The organism is Pseudomonas sp. NFXW11 (assembly GCF_049887815.1).
Taxonomy (GTDB): domain Bacteria; phylum Pseudomonadota; class Gammaproteobacteria; order Pseudomonadales; family Pseudomonadaceae; genus Aquipseudomonas.
In genome coordinates, this window is record NZ_JAGEKI010000003.1 from 375,546 (window position 1) to 392,589 (window position 17,044).

At 63.4% G+C, this 17,044-nt stretch carries 11 protein-coding genes; 2 read left to right on the plus strand and 9 right to left on the minus strand.

Going from position 1 to position 17,044, the window contains the following annotated elements; translation table 11 throughout:
• Nucleotides 1-26 precede the first annotated feature (26 nt).
• Nucleotides 27-596 (minus strand): lipocalin family protein, encoded by a 570-nt coding sequence (locus J4P02_RS07425; RefSeq protein WP_426188925.1) that lies wholly within the window; start codon nucleotides 594-596, stop codon nucleotides 27-29.
• A gap of 33 nt (nucleotides 597-629) precedes the next feature.
• The gene (locus J4P02_RS07430) at nucleotides 630-884 is read right to left on the minus strand and encodes a hypothetical protein (protein WP_426188926.1); all 255 of its coding nucleotides are present in this window, start codon (nucleotides 882-884) and stop codon (nucleotides 630-632) included.
• Between the two features lie 281 nt (nucleotides 885-1,165).
• Here J4P02_RS07430 and J4P02_RS07435 point away from each other — a divergent pair, with 281 nt between their 5' ends.
• The gene (locus J4P02_RS07435) at nucleotides 1,166-3,058 is read left to right on the plus strand and encodes a methyl-accepting chemotaxis protein (RefSeq protein WP_426188927.1); all 1,893 of its coding nucleotides are present in this window, start codon (nucleotides 1,166-1,168) and stop codon (nucleotides 3,056-3,058) included.
• A 68-nt stretch (nucleotides 3,059-3,126) separates the two neighbouring features.
• On the opposite strand, the gene J4P02_RS07440 is transcribed toward J4P02_RS07435, so the two are convergent.
• The 5 genes from J4P02_RS07440 to J4P02_RS07460 form a co-directional block, all read right to left on the minus strand.
• A complete protein-coding gene (locus J4P02_RS07440) occupies nucleotides 3,127-3,729 on the minus strand; it encodes a DUF924 family protein (RefSeq protein WP_426188928.1) in 603 nt (200 codons plus the stop codon).
• A 3-nt stretch (nucleotides 3,730-3,732) separates the two neighbouring features.
• Complete coding sequence (locus tag J4P02_RS07445) at nucleotides 3,733-4,743, minus strand: class 1 fructose-bisphosphatase (protein WP_426188929.1); 1,011 nt, start codon at nucleotides 4,741-4,743, stop codon at nucleotides 3,733-3,735.
• Between the two features lie 292 nt (nucleotides 4,744-5,035).
• Nucleotides 5,036-6,409 carry a DUF3999 domain-containing protein gene (locus J4P02_RS07450; protein ID WP_426188930.1) on the minus strand — a complete coding sequence of 458 codons (1,374 nt, stop codon included), beginning with the start codon at nucleotides 6,407-6,409 and terminating at the stop codon, nucleotides 5,036-5,038.
• On the minus strand, nucleotides 6,406-10,065 hold the full coding sequence (locus J4P02_RS07455) for a DUF2339 domain-containing protein (protein WP_426188931.1): 3,660 nt from the start codon (nucleotides 10,063-10,065) through the stop codon (nucleotides 6,406-6,408). The genes J4P02_RS07450 and J4P02_RS07455 overlap by 4 nt, the downstream gene beginning before the upstream one ends.
• A gap of 181 nt (nucleotides 10,066-10,246) precedes the next feature.
• Nucleotides 10,247-12,697, minus strand: a complete 2,451-nt coding sequence (locus J4P02_RS07460) for a glycogen/starch/alpha-glucan phosphorylase (RefSeq protein ID WP_426188932.1) — start codon at nucleotides 12,695-12,697, stop codon at nucleotides 10,247-10,249.
• A 266-nt stretch (nucleotides 12,698-12,963) separates the two neighbouring features.
• Here J4P02_RS07460 and J4P02_RS07465 point away from each other — a divergent pair, with 266 nt between their 5' ends.
• Nucleotides 12,964-13,407 carry a YkgJ family cysteine cluster protein gene (locus J4P02_RS07465; protein WP_426188933.1) on the plus strand — a complete coding sequence of 148 codons (444 nt, stop codon included), beginning with the start codon at nucleotides 12,964-12,966 and terminating at the stop codon, nucleotides 13,405-13,407.
• 135 nt (nucleotides 13,408-13,542) lie between these two features.
• On the opposite strand, the gene typA is transcribed toward J4P02_RS07465, so the two are convergent.
• The gene (gene typA / locus J4P02_RS07470; protein WP_426188934.1) at nucleotides 13,543-15,363 is read right to left on the minus strand and encodes a translational GTPase TypA; all 1,821 of its coding nucleotides are present in this window, start codon (nucleotides 15,361-15,363) and stop codon (nucleotides 13,543-13,545) included.
• A 139-nt stretch (nucleotides 15,364-15,502) separates the two neighbouring features.
• Nucleotides 15,503-16,957 (minus strand): tRNA uracil 4-sulfurtransferase ThiI, encoded by a 1,455-nt coding sequence (gene thiI / locus J4P02_RS07475; protein ID WP_426188935.1) that lies wholly within the window; start codon nucleotides 16,955-16,957, stop codon nucleotides 15,503-15,505.
• Nucleotides 16,958-17,044 lie beyond the last annotated feature (87 nt).

The window sequence follows — 17,044 nt, forward strand, 5'->3', positions numbered from 1 at the left end:
GCGCCTTCGCCGGCAAGAGGGTGTGCCTATTTCGAAGTCTTGGCCATGGCCGAGTCCGACACCCGCCAGATCAGCCGCGTGGTGTCATAACCCTGCTGGCGAGCCTTGCTCAGCAGGTCTTCACGTACCGTCTCGTTGACTTCCGGAGTACGTGACAGCAACCACAGGTAACGCCGGTTCGGGTTGCCGACAATCGCCGTCTTGTAGTCGTCGCTGACGTACAACACCCAGTAGTCGCCCTTGACCGCCCCCGGCAGCAGCCGCGAGAACCAGTTGTCGAACTGCACCCAGAGCTTGTCGGTCTTGCCCGGCACCTGGGGCGTTGCCGTACCCCGCGCTTCTTCCCACGTCCACTCCGGGGTCAGGCAGCGGTTGAGCACCGCCACATTGGCATCCGGCAGCAGGGTGTAGCGCGCCTCGGATTGTGCGCAATTGCGCTGGAAGTACATGGGCAACCGCGCCAACTCGTACCAGGTCCCCTGGTAGCGTTTGAGGTCGACGTGATTGGCCGTCTTGGGCGCCAGCGAATCGTCCCGGGACGTGGCGCAGCCGGCCAAGAGCAGGCCGACCAGAAGAGTGAAAACAAAACGCATCATTATTTTTCTCCCGCGGGCCCGAGGCCCCGGTTTCTACTTCAGGCCTTGCCCGGAAAACATCAGCACCTTGTCACCGGCATACTGCACGCTGATAAAGCTGTTCTTGTCGCCCCAGGTGCAACTGGACATGCCCAGCGCGCCCGAACAGTCGGTCGGTTTGCCCAGGAGTTTTTCGACATCGGCCTTGGGCATGCCCGTCGAAATCTTGGAATAGTTTTCCTGATTGACCTTGCTGCATGCAGCCAACAGCACGCAGAACGACAACAGAGCGAGAGAACGCAGGGACATGGTGAACTCCTGGACGAAGGGAGGAAGGCCTGCCGGCCAACCAGAAGCTTAGAAGAGAAAACCCCCTTCTGGTTCCCCGCCGCAGCGGGTATTTGTTGCCGGGCGCGCGAGGCATTTTCCCGGCAAATCAAGCACCTTTTCGCCCTGCCCTGCTGTTCGTCGGTTTTGTGCCACGCGCGCTCATCTTCGCTGATGGCCAGTCGACATAACTGCAGCGCAAAGCCCTTTACTGTGGCAAATTGACGCCCCTCGTTGACCAGCCCCTCGCGGTAGTTCACTTAATGACCAGCAATCTGAAATTCAGCCACAAGATCCTGCTTGCCGCCGCCCTTGTGGTGGCCGTCGCGTTCGCCTGTTTCATTCTGTTCAATGACTATCGACAGCGTGAAGCCTTGCGCAGCAGCACCGAGTCCTCGATGCAGGAACTGGGCAGCCTGACCACCAGCAACATCCAGACCTGGCTGGAAAGCCGCATCCAGCTTCTGCAATCCCTGGCCCAGCAGATCGCCGTGGACGGCAGCGGCGCCGACAGCCTGAAACGCAGCGTCGGCCTGCCCGCCTACACCAGCAACTTCCAGCTCAGCTACTTCGGTGGCCAGGACGGGGTGATGTTCTCGGTGCCGGCCGGCAATCGCGCCGCCGACTACGACCCTCGCGCCCGTGGCTGGTACAAGGCGGCCAATGGCGCCCAGCGCACCATAGTCACCGAACCCTATATCGCCGCTTCGTCGGGCAAGCTGGTGGTAACCGTCGCCACCCCGGTGCAGCACCAGAACCAGATGATCGGCGTCGCCGGCGCCGACATCGACCTGTCGAGCATCAGCGCCATCATCAACTCGCTGAATTTCGGCGGCCACGGCCAGGCCTTCATCGTCAGCGCCGAGGGCAAGATCCTGGTCCACCCCGACAGCAAGCTGGTGCTCAAGAGCCTGGCCGAGGCCTATCCCGATGGTGCGCCGAGCATCAGCCCCGGCCTCAAGGAAGTGCAACTCAACGGCAAGACCCAGTTCATTTCCTTCACCCACGTCAACGGCGTGCCCTCGGCCGACTGGTACGTGGCCCTGGTCCTGGACAAGGACACCGCCTTCGGCATGCTCAGCGAGTTCCGCACCTCGGCGATCATCGCCATGCTGATCGCCGTGGTGATCATCATCAGCCTGCTGGGCATGCTGATCCGCATGCTGATGCAACCCCTGCACCTGATGGGCCGGGCCATGCATGACATCGCCGAGGGCGAAGGCGACCTGACCAAGCGCCTGGTGATCCACGGCCACGACGAGTTCGGCACCCTGGGGGTGTCGTTCAACCGTTTCGTCGAGCGCATCCACGGCTCCATCCGCGAAGTGGCCTCGGCTACCGGCCAGGTCAACGAAGTGGCCCTGCGGGTGGTGGCGGCCTCCAACTCGTCGATGTTCAACTCCGACCAGCAAGCCTCGCGCACCAGCAGTGTGGCCGCGGCGATCAACCAGCTGGGCGCTGCCGCCCAGGAGATCGCGCAGAATGCCGCCCTGGCTTCGCAACACTCCAGCGAAGCCCGCAGCCTGGCGCAGGACGGCCAGCAGGTGGTGGATAAAACCATCGCGGCCATGCATCAGCTTTCGACCAAGATCAGCAGCTCCTGCGACAACATCGAGACCCTCAACAGCAACACGGTGAATATCGGGCAGATCCTCGAAGTGATCACCAGCATTTCCCAGCAAACCAACCTGCTGGCGCTCAACGCCGCCATCGAAGCGGCCCGGGCCGGGGAAGCCGGACGCGGCTTCGCGGTGGTGGCGGACGAAGTGCGCAACCTCGCCCACCGCACCCAGGATTCGGCGCAGCAAGTGCAGAAGATGATCGAGGAACTGCAAGTGGGTGCCCGCGCCGCAGTGGGCACCATGACCGAAAGCCAGCGCGAGAGCGAAAGCAGCGTGGGCATCGCCAATCAGGCCGGCGAACGCCTGGGCAGCGTGACCCAGCGTATCGGCGAGATCGACGGCATGAACCAGTCGGTGGCCACCGCCACCGAGGAACAAACCGCCGTGGTGGAGTCGATCAACGTCGACATCACCGAAATCAACACCCTCAACCAGGAAGGCGTGGAAAACCTGCAAGCCACCCTGCGCGCCTGCGCCGACCTGGAACAGCAAGCCAAGCGCCTGCAGCATCTGGTGGGTAGTTTCCGTATCTAAGGAACAACTTCGCCGGCAAGCCGGCTCCTGCAATAGGTGTAGGAGCCGGCTTGCCGGTGAAATCGAGTCTAGAAACGCGAACCCGGCTCGCGCAGAAACGCCAGCTCTTCAGCCGTGGACTCACGACCGAGGATGGCATTGCGGTGGGGGAAGCGCCCGAAGCGGGCAATGATCTTCTGGTGCCGTTCGGCATAGTCCAGCTGATCGGCGAACACCGGGCGATGTTCCGCCGGTTGTTCATCGTGCAATGCAGCAAGGCGCGAGACGGCCTCGTTCTGCACCGCCAGGTTCTCGCAATGCTCGAACACCAGGTAGATGAAGCAGCGTTGCATGGGCGTCAGGCCTCGGTCGAAATCCGCGGCAATGCCCTGGGCCACCAGGGCCTGGGCACGCAGGTCGCCGGCAAAGGCCTTGGGGGTATCGCGAAAGATCATCCGCGGCAGTTGATCGAGCAACAGCACCAGGGCCAGCCAACCCTCTGGACTTTGCATCCACTGGGTCAAGCCGCCGGCCAGGGCCTGCTCCACCAGCTCCCCGAAACGCTGGCGCGCTTCGAGGTCCTGGCTGTCACGCTTGCCGAACCACAGCTGGCCCTTGGTAGCGACTATCTCCTGCGGCGCTTCGGCGCTACCGAACCACCAATCGAGCAGGGGCTGCCAGGGCGTGGTCATGGCTTACTCCTGGTGGTAGTCGGTAACCCGGGCCACTTCTTCCTTCGAACCCAGGAACACCGCTACGCGCTGGTGCAGGCCTTCAGGCTTGATATCGAGAATGCGCTGGTGGCCATCGGTGGACGCGCCGCCCGCCTGCTCCACCAGGAACGACATCGGGTTGGCTTCGTACATCAGGCGCAGTTTGCCCGGCTTCTCCGGCTCACGGCTGTCGCGTGGGTACATGAACAGGCCGCCACGGGTCAGGATGCGGTGCACGTCGGCCACCATCGCCGCGACCCAGCGCATGTTGTAGTTCTTCTTCAGCGGGCCGGTGTCACCAGCCAGCAGCTCGCCCACGTAGCGCTTGACCGGGGCTTCCCAGTGACGCTCGTTGGACATGTTGATGGCAAATTCCTGGGTCGACTGCGGAATCTTGATGTCTTCGTGAGTCAGCACGAAGCTGCCCATCTCGCGGTCCAGGGTAAAGCCCTTGACGCCATCGCCCAGGGTCAGCACCAGCATGGTCTGCGGACCGTAGATGGCATAACCGGCGGCAACCTGTTGGGTGCCTGGCTGCAGGAAGGCCTTTTCATTCAGGGCTTCGTTCTGGCTCAGGTACTCGTTCGGGCAGCGCAGCACCGAGAAGATGGTGCCGACCGGCGCGTTGATATCGATGTTCGACGAACCGTCCAGTGGGTCGAATACCAGCAGGTAGGCACCCTTGGGGTACTTGCCGGGGATCTGGTAGGCATTGTCCATTTCCTCGGACGCCATGCCGGCCAGGTGACCGCCCCATTCGTTGGCTTCCAGCAGGATCTCGTTGGAGATCACATCGAGCTTCTTCTGCACTTCGCCTTGCACGTTTTCCGTGCCCATGCTGCCCAGCACGCCGCCCAGGGCGCCCTTGGACACGGCGTGGCTGATTTCCTTGCAAGCACGCGCCACCACTTCGATCAGGAAGCGCAGATCGGCAGGAGTGTTGTTGCTGCGGGTCTGCTCAATCAAATAGCGACTCAGGGTAACGCGGGACATGGAAGGCTCCGGAGGAATGGGGGCTAAAAACCCGCGCAGTTTAACGCGAGTCGGGGCGCATTTCCTCCTCTCAGACAGGCAAGCCGCAGATAGAGTTCAGGCGCCGCTTTCAGCGTAGTCAAAAACCCAGGCACGGTGGACCTCCGTGGCGAGGGAGCTTGCTCCCGCTCGGCCGCGCAGCGGTCGTAAAACCTGCCGCCGTTGCTTGGCTGCGGAAATGCCATTGGGGCGGCTGCGCCCGGAGCGCCAGCCGACCCAGCGGGAGCAAGCTCCCTCGCCACAAGTGCCGGCCTCAGGCCGCAGGCTTGCGCAACAGGCTGTAGGCCATGCCGCCCAGCGCCAGTACCCCCAGCAGCAGTACCGCCCACAGGCCGATCTTCTTCCAGTCCGGACCGCCAGCCGTCACGCTCGCAGGGTTGGCCGTAGCAGCCGTATTCGGTTGCGCCGCGCCATCCACCCGGGCCTGGCCCAGGCCTTTGAGGCGCTGCGGGCTGTAGTCGGGAATCAGGGTGGCCAGCGGCAGGTTGGCCGCGGTCGCGCTCGGGTTGCCCAGGGCCAGGGTGTAAGGCCCGGCGCCTCGGGCCAGAAACACCAGCTGGGTGCCGCGCACGGCGAACTCCAGGGCTGGCGCCTCGGCGCCCAGGCCGCCACCGCGCTCGTCCACCTTCAGCTTCAATTGCTGCACGATCTGCCCGGGCACTTGCAGCTCGTTCTGCTGCACATCCTGGCCATTCTGGGTCAGGCGATACAGCAGGCCGCTGCTCAGGGGCTGCCAGGGCAGGCTGGTTTCCCGACGACCATACAGGGTCGCCGGCGCCAGGCTGTTGGCCTGCCTGATTTCGATCCGCACCCGCTCGATATTCAGCCCCATGGGCAACTGCCAGCTGTATTCACCGGCCTTGACGGTATTGCCTGGCAAAGGCTGGGACCACACCAGCGGCGACGCCAGGCTGCTGCTGACGCTGCTTTGCACTTGCACCGAGGTCAGTTCCGGCGCCACTTGCGGCGCACTCCACAGCAAGCGCAGGTAACGCGCCTGCTGCCCAGGCAGGGCCACTTCATGCTGTTCGATCCGCTCGTCGGCAAAGGCCAGGCGCGCCACCTGGCCATCGCCCCAGGGCTGCCAGTGCTGCAGGTCGTCACTGGCCTCGATGCTGAAACGCTGGAAACCGTCTCGCTCGCTGGTCCAGTCCAGCACCAGTTGCTGCAACGGCGCCTTGATCGCGCTGGCATCCAGCAGCCAGCCGCGCAGCACTTCCTCGCCCACTTCCAACTGAGTGGCCGGCTGTACCTCCACCAGGGTGCCATTGGCCCCGGACTGCACCCGCACGCTGGGCTTGCTGTCGCCCGCCTGGGCCGAATCGTAGAGCGGGAACCACTTCACCGCGGTCAGGCTGCGCTGCTCGCTGGTCTGCGCCTGCTGGCGGGCCAGGGCGTAGGCCTGGGGCTCACCGGCGGCGTTGAATACACGGATGTCCCGCAGGTCGCTCTGGCTGGCCTGGAGTTGCACCGCCAGCGGCAGCTCCAGGCGATACCAGGGGCCTTCACCACTCAGGCTCAAGGGCGCCAGGGACTTGAAATCCCCGGGCTGCTCCTGGGCCACCGCCGACAGCGCCACACACAGGCCCACGGCCCCCAGCCAGCCCAGGTTCAACTTCTGACTCAAGACGACACTCCTTCATTCTCGGGTTTGCCGGCCTCAGGCACGGCCTCGGCCCGTTTAGGCGGCAGCGGGGCGAAATAGCCCACCACCAGCAACAGCACACCCACCCCGATAAACGAGACGATCCGCGCCAAGCCGCCACGGTTGCTCAACTCCACCAGGAACAGCTTGGCCACCACCACGGCGATCAACGCCGCGCCGATCAGCCATACCTCGCGCCGATGTCGCAGGTGCCCGCCGATCATCAGGCCCAGGGCAATCAGGGTCCAGACGATGGACAGGCCGGCCTGCACCAGCATCGATTCCAGCAGTGCGTCCGGGTGGAAGGGCACGCCACTCCAGTGATGGGCCGCACGCATCACCACCAGGGTGAAGAAGGCGAACAGGGAAACTCCCGCCACCAACTGCGTGCCACGCTCGGCGTAATCGGCGCGAATCGCCAGCTCCTGCAGCGCACTGCGCGCCCACACATAGACCCCGAACAGGGCAAACAGCAGGCCCAGTTCCAGGGGGTTGAGCAGCGGCAGGTACGGCAGCGGCTCGGCGCGACCGTCGCTGAAGGTGTTGGCCAGCCAGAACCAGCCCAGCATCAACAATGCCAGGGGCAACGCGGCATACAGGCGGTACTCCCGAGCATAAGCAGCCACCGGCCACGGCCAGTTGCGCGGCGCGGCCATCAGCACCAGGTACAGGCTTGGCAGCAGTGCCCAGCCCAGCCAGCGCCAGGCGTTGTACTGCTCGGAAAGCAGCAGCAAGGCGTAGCGCAGCTCCAGCGCCAGTACCCCCAGCAGTAGCCAGCAGCCCAGCACATGACAGAGGCTCAGCAGCCGCGCCGGCAGCAGGGCCGCCAGGCGCCGCAGGCTGAAGAAATGCACGGCGAATAGCAGGCCCCAAGCCAGCCAGCCCAGGTCCGCCGCCGGGTGATAGCGCGGCGCCCAGGACGCCAGCAGCACCAGGCCCCCGGCAGGCATCAGCAAGCCGCACAGCAAGCCCAGGGACTTCCACCGCAAGCGCAGCGCCAACAGTGCCCACAGCAGCACGCTGGCCGCGGCGATGCCCAGCAGCAGGCTGGCCTGCCAATGGGCCGGGGCAAAACGCAGCACTTCCTTGAGCCAGGTAAAGGCCCACCAGCAAGCGCCCCAGGCCAGCAACAGGTCAGACAAATGCCCCAGGCTCAGGGCATCGAAAGCCGAGCCCTGGTTGCCCCGCTGCAAGCGCCAGGCGCCCACCAATGCCGCCAGGGCCAGCACCATCGGTGTCCAGAAGTCGCCATTGGCCAGGGCGCGCACGCCTTCCACCCCAGCGCTATAGAACCAGTCCGAACCGGCCAGCAGGAAGGTGCTGCCGCCAATCACCTGCAACAGCAGGCCGAAGATGAAACTCGCACGCTGCTGCAAGTACAGGCTGAGCCAGATGATCAACAGGCCGCTGGCCGCCCAGACGCCGCTGGCGGTACGCCATGGCAGCACGAACAGTACCGCCAGGTTGATCATCATCAGGCCCGCCAGCAGCACCACCGACAAGCCGCGCAGCAGGCGCGGATCGTTGCGCACCATATCGTCGCGAGCAGCCAGCAGCATGCCACCCACCAGGGCCAGGCCGATCAGCGAGGCACTGAGCAAGCCGCCCCAGCCGGCGCTGAAGACTGCGCCCGCTTCGCCATCCGCCCCTTGCAGGCGCATCAGGAACAGCACGCCACCCAGCAACTGGATGGCGAACGCAGTGAACAGGAAAGCCCGCGATTGCAGGCGCAGGCCAGCGAACAGGGTCGCCAGCCCGGCCAGGGCCCAGCTGATGGCGGTGCCCTGGGTGAAGAAGAACAGTGGCGCCAGCAGGTACAGGAAACCCAGCCCAAGCACCGCGAGGACAGGTGCACTGCCCTGCTCCCAATTCGACGCCAGGCCTTTCTCGGCCCGGCGCAACTGGTCGAAGCTGAACAGCAGCGCACCGCCCAGCAACAGCGCACCCAATGGCGCGCCGGCCAGCAGGCTGCTGTCGCCAGGACGCAACTCGCTGAGGAAGGCCAGGGCCGAACCCAGTTGCAGCAGCAGGGCGAAGGCCCGGGCCAGCGGCCGTTGCTGGCGCAGGCCGAGCCAGAAGATACCCGCGCCTTCCACCGCCCAGGCGGCTGAGGTCCAGCGCGCATCCAGGCCCAGGGGAATCGCCAGGCTGGCGAAGATCACCCCCAGCGCCAGGCAAGTTTCCCCCAGCAGCAGGGCCCGCCCAGCCATCAGCAGCCGCGCCAGAACCATGTAGATCAGGCCCAGGGCCAGGGCGCTGAAGGACGCCGCGAACTCCAGGTGCTGGACCAGCGCCAGCTGCAGGCCAAAGCCCACCAGCGGCGGGCCGAAGAGCATGCTGCCATCGACGTAGTCACCCTTGCGCGCCGACCAGTGCAGCAGCGCCTGGCGGCTGTCGTCCGCCGGAGCATCGAGCATCTCCAGCAACTTGCGCCGAGTGAACAGCAGGCCAATGGCCAGGTACATCAGGAAGAACAGCACCAGGAACGGCTCAGTGCTCCACAACAGTTCCGGGGCATAGGAACGCAGGCCCCAGGCGAAACCTATGCCGAAGGTGCCCACGAAGCCGATCAGGTTGAGCAGGCGCCAGGCCTTGAACCAGGCAATGCCGAGGATGCCGGCGTTGAGCAGGGCGAAGTAGCTGAACAGCGCCACATGGTTGCCGGCCCCGGTGGAGGTGAGGATGGGGGCGGCAAAGCCGCCCAAGGCTGCCGCAGCCGCCAGCCCCAGGGCGTCCTGGGTGATGGCCAGGATCGCCGAGAACAGCGTCACCGCCACCAACAGGCCAAGGGCCGCGGAAGGATCGAGCAAGGGGTGCAGGCGCATGGCCGCGAACACCGTCAGGTACAGCACCGCGATACCGGTGCCCTGCAGCATCAGGGCATAGCCGCTGTTGCGTCGGCGCAACCACCAGCCCAGCGCCAACAGGCCCAGGGAACTGGCCGCGACCCCGGCATAGCGCAGCTCGATCGGCACCACCATGCCTTCAGTGGCATAACGCAGCAGGAAGGCCAGGCCGAGGAACAGCAGCACCACGCCGACCCGCAGCACGGTATTGCCGCCCAACAGCCAGTTGCGCGCACCGGCAATGGCGCGTTCGATCAGGTTCGGTTGCAGCGGCTCAGGCGGCGCAGAGCGATGGGCTTCGCCGGGCTCGGGTTGCGGCTGGGCTTGCGCCTGGGGCTGCCAGACCGAATCCGCCAGTGGCTGGCTGGCCTCGACGGCGGCCGCCGCTGGCGCCTCCGGCAATTCCCACACCAGCTCGGAAGCGGCCGGTGCGGGCTCCACGGGCGGGATCGGGTCGAGAATGAATTCGGCCAGCTGTTCCGGCTCCGGTGCGGCCGTGAAGCCGCTGCTCGTCTCAGTGACAGCTGGGCTAGCGGCCGTGGCCTGGGGCACGGGCTCGGCCGGTGCGCTGGCGCCACTTTCCAGCAGGGCCAGGCGCTCGCTCAAGGTGGCAAGGGCCTGCCTGGCCTGCACCAGCTGAAGGTGCTGATCCACGACCTGCCGGTGCAAGCCGGCAAAACGTATCGCCAGGCCAATGGCCAGCCCGGCAAAGGCGCCGATCAGAGCGTCGCTGAAGGACTCGTCGACGACCCAGCCCAGCACCAACCCCAACAGCATGAACATCCATTGCATGTGTCGATATCCCTAAGCGGTCCTCTGCAGGACGGGTCACGCAGTGTTGATCTTCTCTCCGATTGGAAGGCCAGCGCTGAGCAAAAGACACCGGCCAGGAGATAAAAAACGGCGCAATTATAGCCACCAGGCCCAACCAGCGCTGGGCCTTGCGCACACTTCCAGCATTTTCACCCCCGACTTACTCCAGGGCCTTCCAGATTTCCGTGGCGTACTCGCGGATGGTCCGGTCCGAGGAGAACCAGCCCATGCGCGCACTATTGAGCACTGCCGAACGCCACCACTGCTGAGTGTCGTGCCAGCGCTCCTCGACCCGTGCCTGGGCGCTCCAGTAGGCATCGAAATCGGCACAGACCAAGAAGCGGTCGTAGTCGACCAGCGAGTCCACCAGCCCGGTGTAGCGTGACGGATCATCGGGCGAGAACACCCCGCCACGAATCGCCTGCAGCACATCGTTGAGCCGGTGAGAGGCGGCGATATCCGGCGCCGCGCTGAACTCGCCATTGTGCTTGCGCGCCTCCACCTGCTCGGCACTGAGGCCGAAGATGAACATATGCTCGGCGCCGACCCGCTCGCACATTTCCACATTGGCGCCATCCAGGGTGCCGATGGTCAGGGCGCCATTGAGGCCGAACTTCATGTTGCTGGTGCCCGAAGCCTCGAAACCGGCGGTGGAGATCTGCTCCGACAGGTCGGCGGCGGGAATGATGCTTTCCGCCAGGCTGACGTTGTAGTTGGGCAGGAACACCACCTTGAGCAGACCGCGCACCGTGGGGTCATTGTTCACCGTGCGGGCGATATCGTTGGTCAGCTTGATGATCAGCTTGGCCTGGTGATAGCTGGCGGCGGCCTTGCCGGCGAAGATTTTCACCCGCGGCACCCAGTCGGTCTCCGGCTCGGCGCGAATCGCCTGGTACAGCGCCACGGTGTGCAGCAGGTTGAGCAGTTGGCGCTTGTATTCATGGATGCGCTTGACCTGCACATCGAACAGCGCCGACGGATTCACCGCGATTCCCAGGCGCTCATGGATGATCGCCGCTAAAACCCGCTTGCTGTGCAGGCGCTGTTCGGCGAACTGCTTGCGAAACGCCGGGCTGTCGGCGAAGGGCTCCAGCCCCAGCAGCCGCTGTTCGGGGTTGTCCAGCAGCTCCGGGCCCAGGGCCTCCACCAGCATCTCGGTCAGTTGCGGGTTGGCCTGGTACAGCCAGCGGCGGAAGGTAATGCCGTTGGTCTTGTTATTGATCCGCTCGGGGTACAGCTTGTGCAGCTCGGAGAACACCGTGCTGCGCATCAACTGGGTATGCAGCCCGGACACGCCGTTGACGCTGTGGGAACCGAGGAACGCCAGGTTGCCCATGCGCACCCGACGGCCGTTGTCTTCTTCGATCAGCGACACCGCCCGCAGCACATCGAAATCGTGCAGGCCCTTGGCCCGCAGGGAATCGATGTGCTGGGCATTGATCAGGTAGATGATCTGCATGTGCCGCGGCAGCATGCGCTCCATCAGGCCCACCGGCCAGGTCTCCAGGGCCTCGGGCAACAGGGTGTGGTTGGTGTAGGACAGGGTTTCCACCGTCACCTGCCACGCTGCCTCCCAGGCGATGCCGTGCAGGTCCACCAGCTGGCGCATCAGCTCGGCCACGGCGATCGACGGGTGAGTGTCATTGAGCTGGATGGCTGCGTGCTCACCCAGGCTGAGCACCGAGTCGTGCATGTTCTTGTGGCGGCGCAGCAGGTCCTGCAGTGAGGCCGAAACGAAGAAATACTCCTGGCGCAGGCGCAGCTCCTGGCCGGCCTCGGTGCTGTCGGCCGGGTACAGCACCCGGGAGATGCTCTCGGCCCGGGCCACTTCGGCCACTGCCCCCAGGTGGTCGCCGGCATTGAAGCGTTCCAGGTGCAAATCTTCCATGGCTCGCGCGCGCCACAGGCGCAGGGTGTTGACGCTGGCCCCGCGCCAGCCCACCACCGGGGTGTCGTAGGCCACCGCGCGCACGGTTTCCGCCGGCCACCAGACCTGCCGGGCATGGCCCACTTCATCGGTCAGGGTTTCAACGCTGCCGCCAAAGCCGATGGAGTAGATCACCTCGGGCCGCTCGAACTCCCAGGGGTTGCCGAAATCCAGCCAGTGTTCGGTCTGCTCTTGCTGCCAGCCGTCGACTATGGCTTGGCGAAACAGCCCATGTTCGTAACGGATGCCGTAGCCATGGCCGGCAATACCCAGGCTCGACATGCTCTCCATGAAACACGCCGCCAGGCGCCCCAGGCCGCCATTGCCCAGGGCCGCATCGGGCTCCAGCAGGCGAATCCGTTCCAGGTCCACCCCCAGGTCGGTGAGGGCCTCGCGGGCCACTTCCAGCAGGCCGAGGTTGCTCAGGCTGTCGAACAGCAGGCGACCGATCAGGAACTCCAGGGACAGGTAGTACACGCGCTTCTGGCCCTTGCGATAGATCTGCCGCGTGTGATCCATCCAGTGATCGACCATATGGTCCCGCGCGGCCAGGGCAATGGCCTCGAACCAGTCATGGTCGAAGGCATGGTCCGGGTCCTTGCCGACCGCATAGGTGAGTTTGGTCAAGACGGCTTCGCGAAAAGCGGCCACCTCAGCGTCACGAACAAGGGGTTCCTGAGTCATAGATCCGACCTCTGACGAGATATACGGTGAGCAGGGAGTTGTCTGAGCCTAGACGGTCTGACAGAAGGCAAAGGCTCTGGTTCGGCGCTATTTCAAATGGCTCGACTCAAGGGGGGAGCCTTCTGCGCCAGCGAGGTAAAAAGATGCAGATGCCGTGCCGCAAGGCATTTTTCTTTGTCTTTTTAAGAAATATCCGACCTGGAGTTGTTTAAAAATCCACCCGTCCCGGTATGATCGCGCGCCCTGGAACATGCCGGTAAACCACCTTGATGAAGTCCAACCTGATCGCCGCCGCGGAAATCGATCGTCTCGATACCTGGGCCAAATACACCGCGCCCATGTGCGGCTCCTGCATGTCCAGCTGCTGCACCCTGCCGGTGGAAGTGAAGATCAAGGACCTGATCCGCATCGGCATCGTCGACGAATTCGAACGCGGCGAGCCAGCGAAGAACATCGCCAAGCGGCTGCAGAAGGAAGGCATAGTCGAGCGCTACAACCAGAAGTCGGAAATCTTCACCCTGCAGCGCATGAGCAACAACGACTGCCTGTATCTGGATCGTAAAAGCCGCCTGTGCACCATTTATGACAAGCGCCCGGACACCTGCCGCAACCACCCGAAGATCGGCCCGCGCCCAGGCTATTGCGCCTACAAGCCCAAGCCGCAGGAACGCCCGAGCAATACCAGCAGCCGGACCCTGGAACGCTTCTGACCCCCGACCGCTGACGCGGCCGATCACGAGCAAGCTCGCGATGACGCCGGACCTGCCGCCACCTGTTGCGCGGGCCAAAAAAAACGCCCCCGGCCGCAAGGCCGGGGGCGTTTTCATTCAGCCGGAACTAGAGACTCAGTTCTTGGCTTTCTTGGCAGCGCGAGTACGCTCGCCTTCGTCCAGGATCTTCTTGCGAAGACGGATGGACTTAGGAGTCACTTCGCACAGCTCATCGTCCTGGATGAATTCCAGAGCCTGTTCCAGGGTGAAGCGAACAGGTGGAACCAGGGCGATGGTTTCGTCCTTGCCCGAAGCGCGCATGTTGTCGAGCTTCTTGCCTTTGGTTGGGTTCACGCCCAGGTCGTTGTCACGGCTGTTCAGACCAACGATCTGACCGTTGTAGATTTCCTGGCCGTGCTCGACGAACAGCTTGCCGCGCGCCTGCAGGGTTTCCAGGGAGTAGGTCAGGGCCTTGCCGGTTTCTACCGATACCAGTACGCCGTTCTGACGACCGGACATGTGGCCGGACTTCATCGGAGCGTAGCGATCGAAGATCGAGGTCAGGATGCCTGCACCGTTGGTCAGGGTCAGGAACTGGTTACGGAAGCCGATCAGACCACGGGCTGGAATGTTGTATTCCAGGCGTACACGGCCCTTGCCATCCGGAACCATGTTGCTCAGGTCGCCCTTACGCAGGCCCATTTCTTCCATGACCTTGCCCTGGGAATCTTCAGGGATGTCGATGGTGACGTTTTCGAAAGGTTCCTGCTTCACGCCGTCAACTTCACGGATGATCACTTCAGGACGGCCAACGCCCATTTCGAAGCCTTCGCGACGCATGGTTTCGATCAGTACCGACAGGTGCAGCTCACCACGGCCGGAAACCTTGAACTTGTCGGCCGAGTCGCCTTCTTCAACGCGCAGGGCAACGTTGTACAGCAGTTCCTTGTCCAGACGTTCCTTGATGTTACGGCTGGTCACGAACTTGCCTTCTTTACCGCAGAATGGCGAGTCGTTGACCTGGAAGGTCATGGAAACGGTTGGCTCGTCGACGGTCAGCGGCTTCATCGCTTCAACAGCGGTCGGGTCGCACAGGGTGTCGGAGATGAACAGCTCGTCGAAACCGCTGATGCAGACGATGTCGCCGGCAGCTGCTTCTTCAACGTCCACACGGTGCAGACCGTGGTGGCCCATCAGCTTGAGGATACGACCGTTGCGGCGCTTGCCGTCGACGTCGATGGCCACAACCGGGGTGTTTGGCTTGACGCGACCACGAGCGATACGGCCAACGCCGATCACACCCAGGAAGCTGTTGTAGTCCAGAGCGGAGATCTGCATCTGGAACGAACCGTCACGGTCAACGGCCGGCGCAGGTACGTTGTCGACGATCGACTGGTACAGCGGGGTCATGTCTTCGGCCATTTCGGTGTGGTCCAGACCGGCAATGCCGTTCAGGGCCGAGGCGTAGACGACTTTGAAGTCCAGCTGTTCTTCGGTGGCACCCAGGTTGTCGAACAGGTCGAAGATCTGGTCCAGAACCCAGTCAGGACGCGCGCCTGGACGGTCGACCTTGTTGATTACCACGATCGGACGCAGGCCGGCTTCGAAAGCCTTCTTGGTTACGAAACGGGTTTGTGGCATCGGGCCGTCCTGGGCGTCGACCAGCAGCAGCACGGAGTCGACCATGGACATTACGCGCTCAACTTCGCCGCCGAAGTCGGCGTGGCCCGGGGTGTCCACGATGTTGATGTGGTAGCCGTTCCAGTTGATGGCGGTGTTTTTCGCCAGGATGGTAATACCGCGCTCTTTTTCCTGGTCGTTGGAGTCCATCACGCGCTCGTCGTTGAGCTCGTTGCGCTCCAGGGTGCCGGATTGACGCAGGAGTTTGTCTACCAGGGTGGTCTTACCATGGTCAACGTGGGCGATGATGGCGATGTTGCGTAGATTTTCGATCACTTGTGTATCTCGATCAGAGGATTCGGTGTGCTGACAAAAGCTGGCAGCGATTAACAATAGATTCAGGCCTGGCCGTTACAGCTTGACGGCGGCGTCGGGGGGCCGGTGACGCAAGCCACAGGCGAACATCCCCGGGCACTTAGCTCGGTCTATAAACGCGCACATTGGCATGTCCCTCACTGAGCAGATGGTGAGCATGCAGGCGACTCATGACGCCTTTGTCGCAATACAGCAGGTACTGGCGAGTAGGGTCCAGTTCCTTGAAGCGGGCGTTCAGGGCATAGAACGGCAACGCTTTTACTTCGATGCCAGGCAGCTCCAGCGGGTCGTCCTCTTCTGCATCCGGGTGACGGATGTCGATGACAATCTGACCGGCCAGCGCCTCGCTGACTTCTTCAATCTGTACATCCTGGCCCAACTCGTCGATCACTCGATCGATCGGCACCAGCTTGGCCCGCTCGATCGCACGCTCGAGCACCGCCATATCGAATTCTTTCTCTTCATGCTCGACGCGATAGCGCTTGGCATTGGTCTTGGGGTTCACCGAGATGACCCCGCAGTACTCCGGCATGTGCTTGGCGAAGTCGGCGGTACCGATTTCGGTGGCCAGGTCGATGATGTCCTGCTTGTGGCTGGCGATCAGCGGACGCAGCACCAGCTTGTCGGTCACGCAGTCGATCACCGAGAGGTTCGGCAGAGTCTGGCTGGAAACCTGGGAAATCGCCTCGCCGGTGACCAGCGCGTCGATGTGCAGGCGGTCGGCGATGCTCGACGCGGCACGCAACATCATACGCTTCAAAATGACGCCCATATGACTGTCGTCGACTTTGCCGAGGATTTCCCCGAGCACTTCCTCGAACGGCACGCTGACGAACAGCACGCGCTGCGAGCTGCCGTACTTCTTCCATATATAGTGCGCGACTTCCATCACGCCCAGCTCGTGGGCACGGCCGCCCAGGTTGAAGAAGCAGAAATGCCCCATCAGGCCGCGGCGCATGACCTGGTAGGCCGCCACCGTGGAATCGAAACCGCCGGACATCAGTACCAGGGTCTGTTCCAGGGCGCCCAGCGGATAGCCGCCGATGCTGTTGTGCTGGCTGTGGATCACGAACAACCGTTGGTCGCGAATTTCCATCCGCACTTCGATTTCCGGCTCTTTGAGGGAAATTCCGGCGGCGCCGCACTGCCGACGCAGTTGGCTGCCGACGTATTTTTCCACGTCCATGGAGCTGAATTCATGCTTGCCGGCACGCTTGCAGCGCACGGCGAATACCTTCCCCGCCAAGGACTCGCCGAAGTGCTGCTTGCACTTGGCGACTATGTCGTCGAAGTCGCCCAGAGGGTACTCGTTGACCTGCAGGAAATGCGCGATGCCGGGCATGCAGCTCAGGCGCTCGGTCATCTCCTTCAGGGCCTTGGGCTCGCTGACGGCGGTTTCCAGCTCGAGGTTGTCCCACACACCATTGACCACCACGGCCGGGTCCAGATCGCGGAGCACGGCACGGATGTTTTTCGCCAACTGACGGATGAAACGCGTCCGTACCGGGCGGCTCTTGATGGTGATTTCCGGGAAAACTTTAACGATTAGTTTCATGAAAACAGCGCGCGCTGGGCCAGCCGAAAAAGGGGGGCGCGGATTATAGCGGAAATTGCTCAAGGTTTAACCAGTTAATGTGCAGAA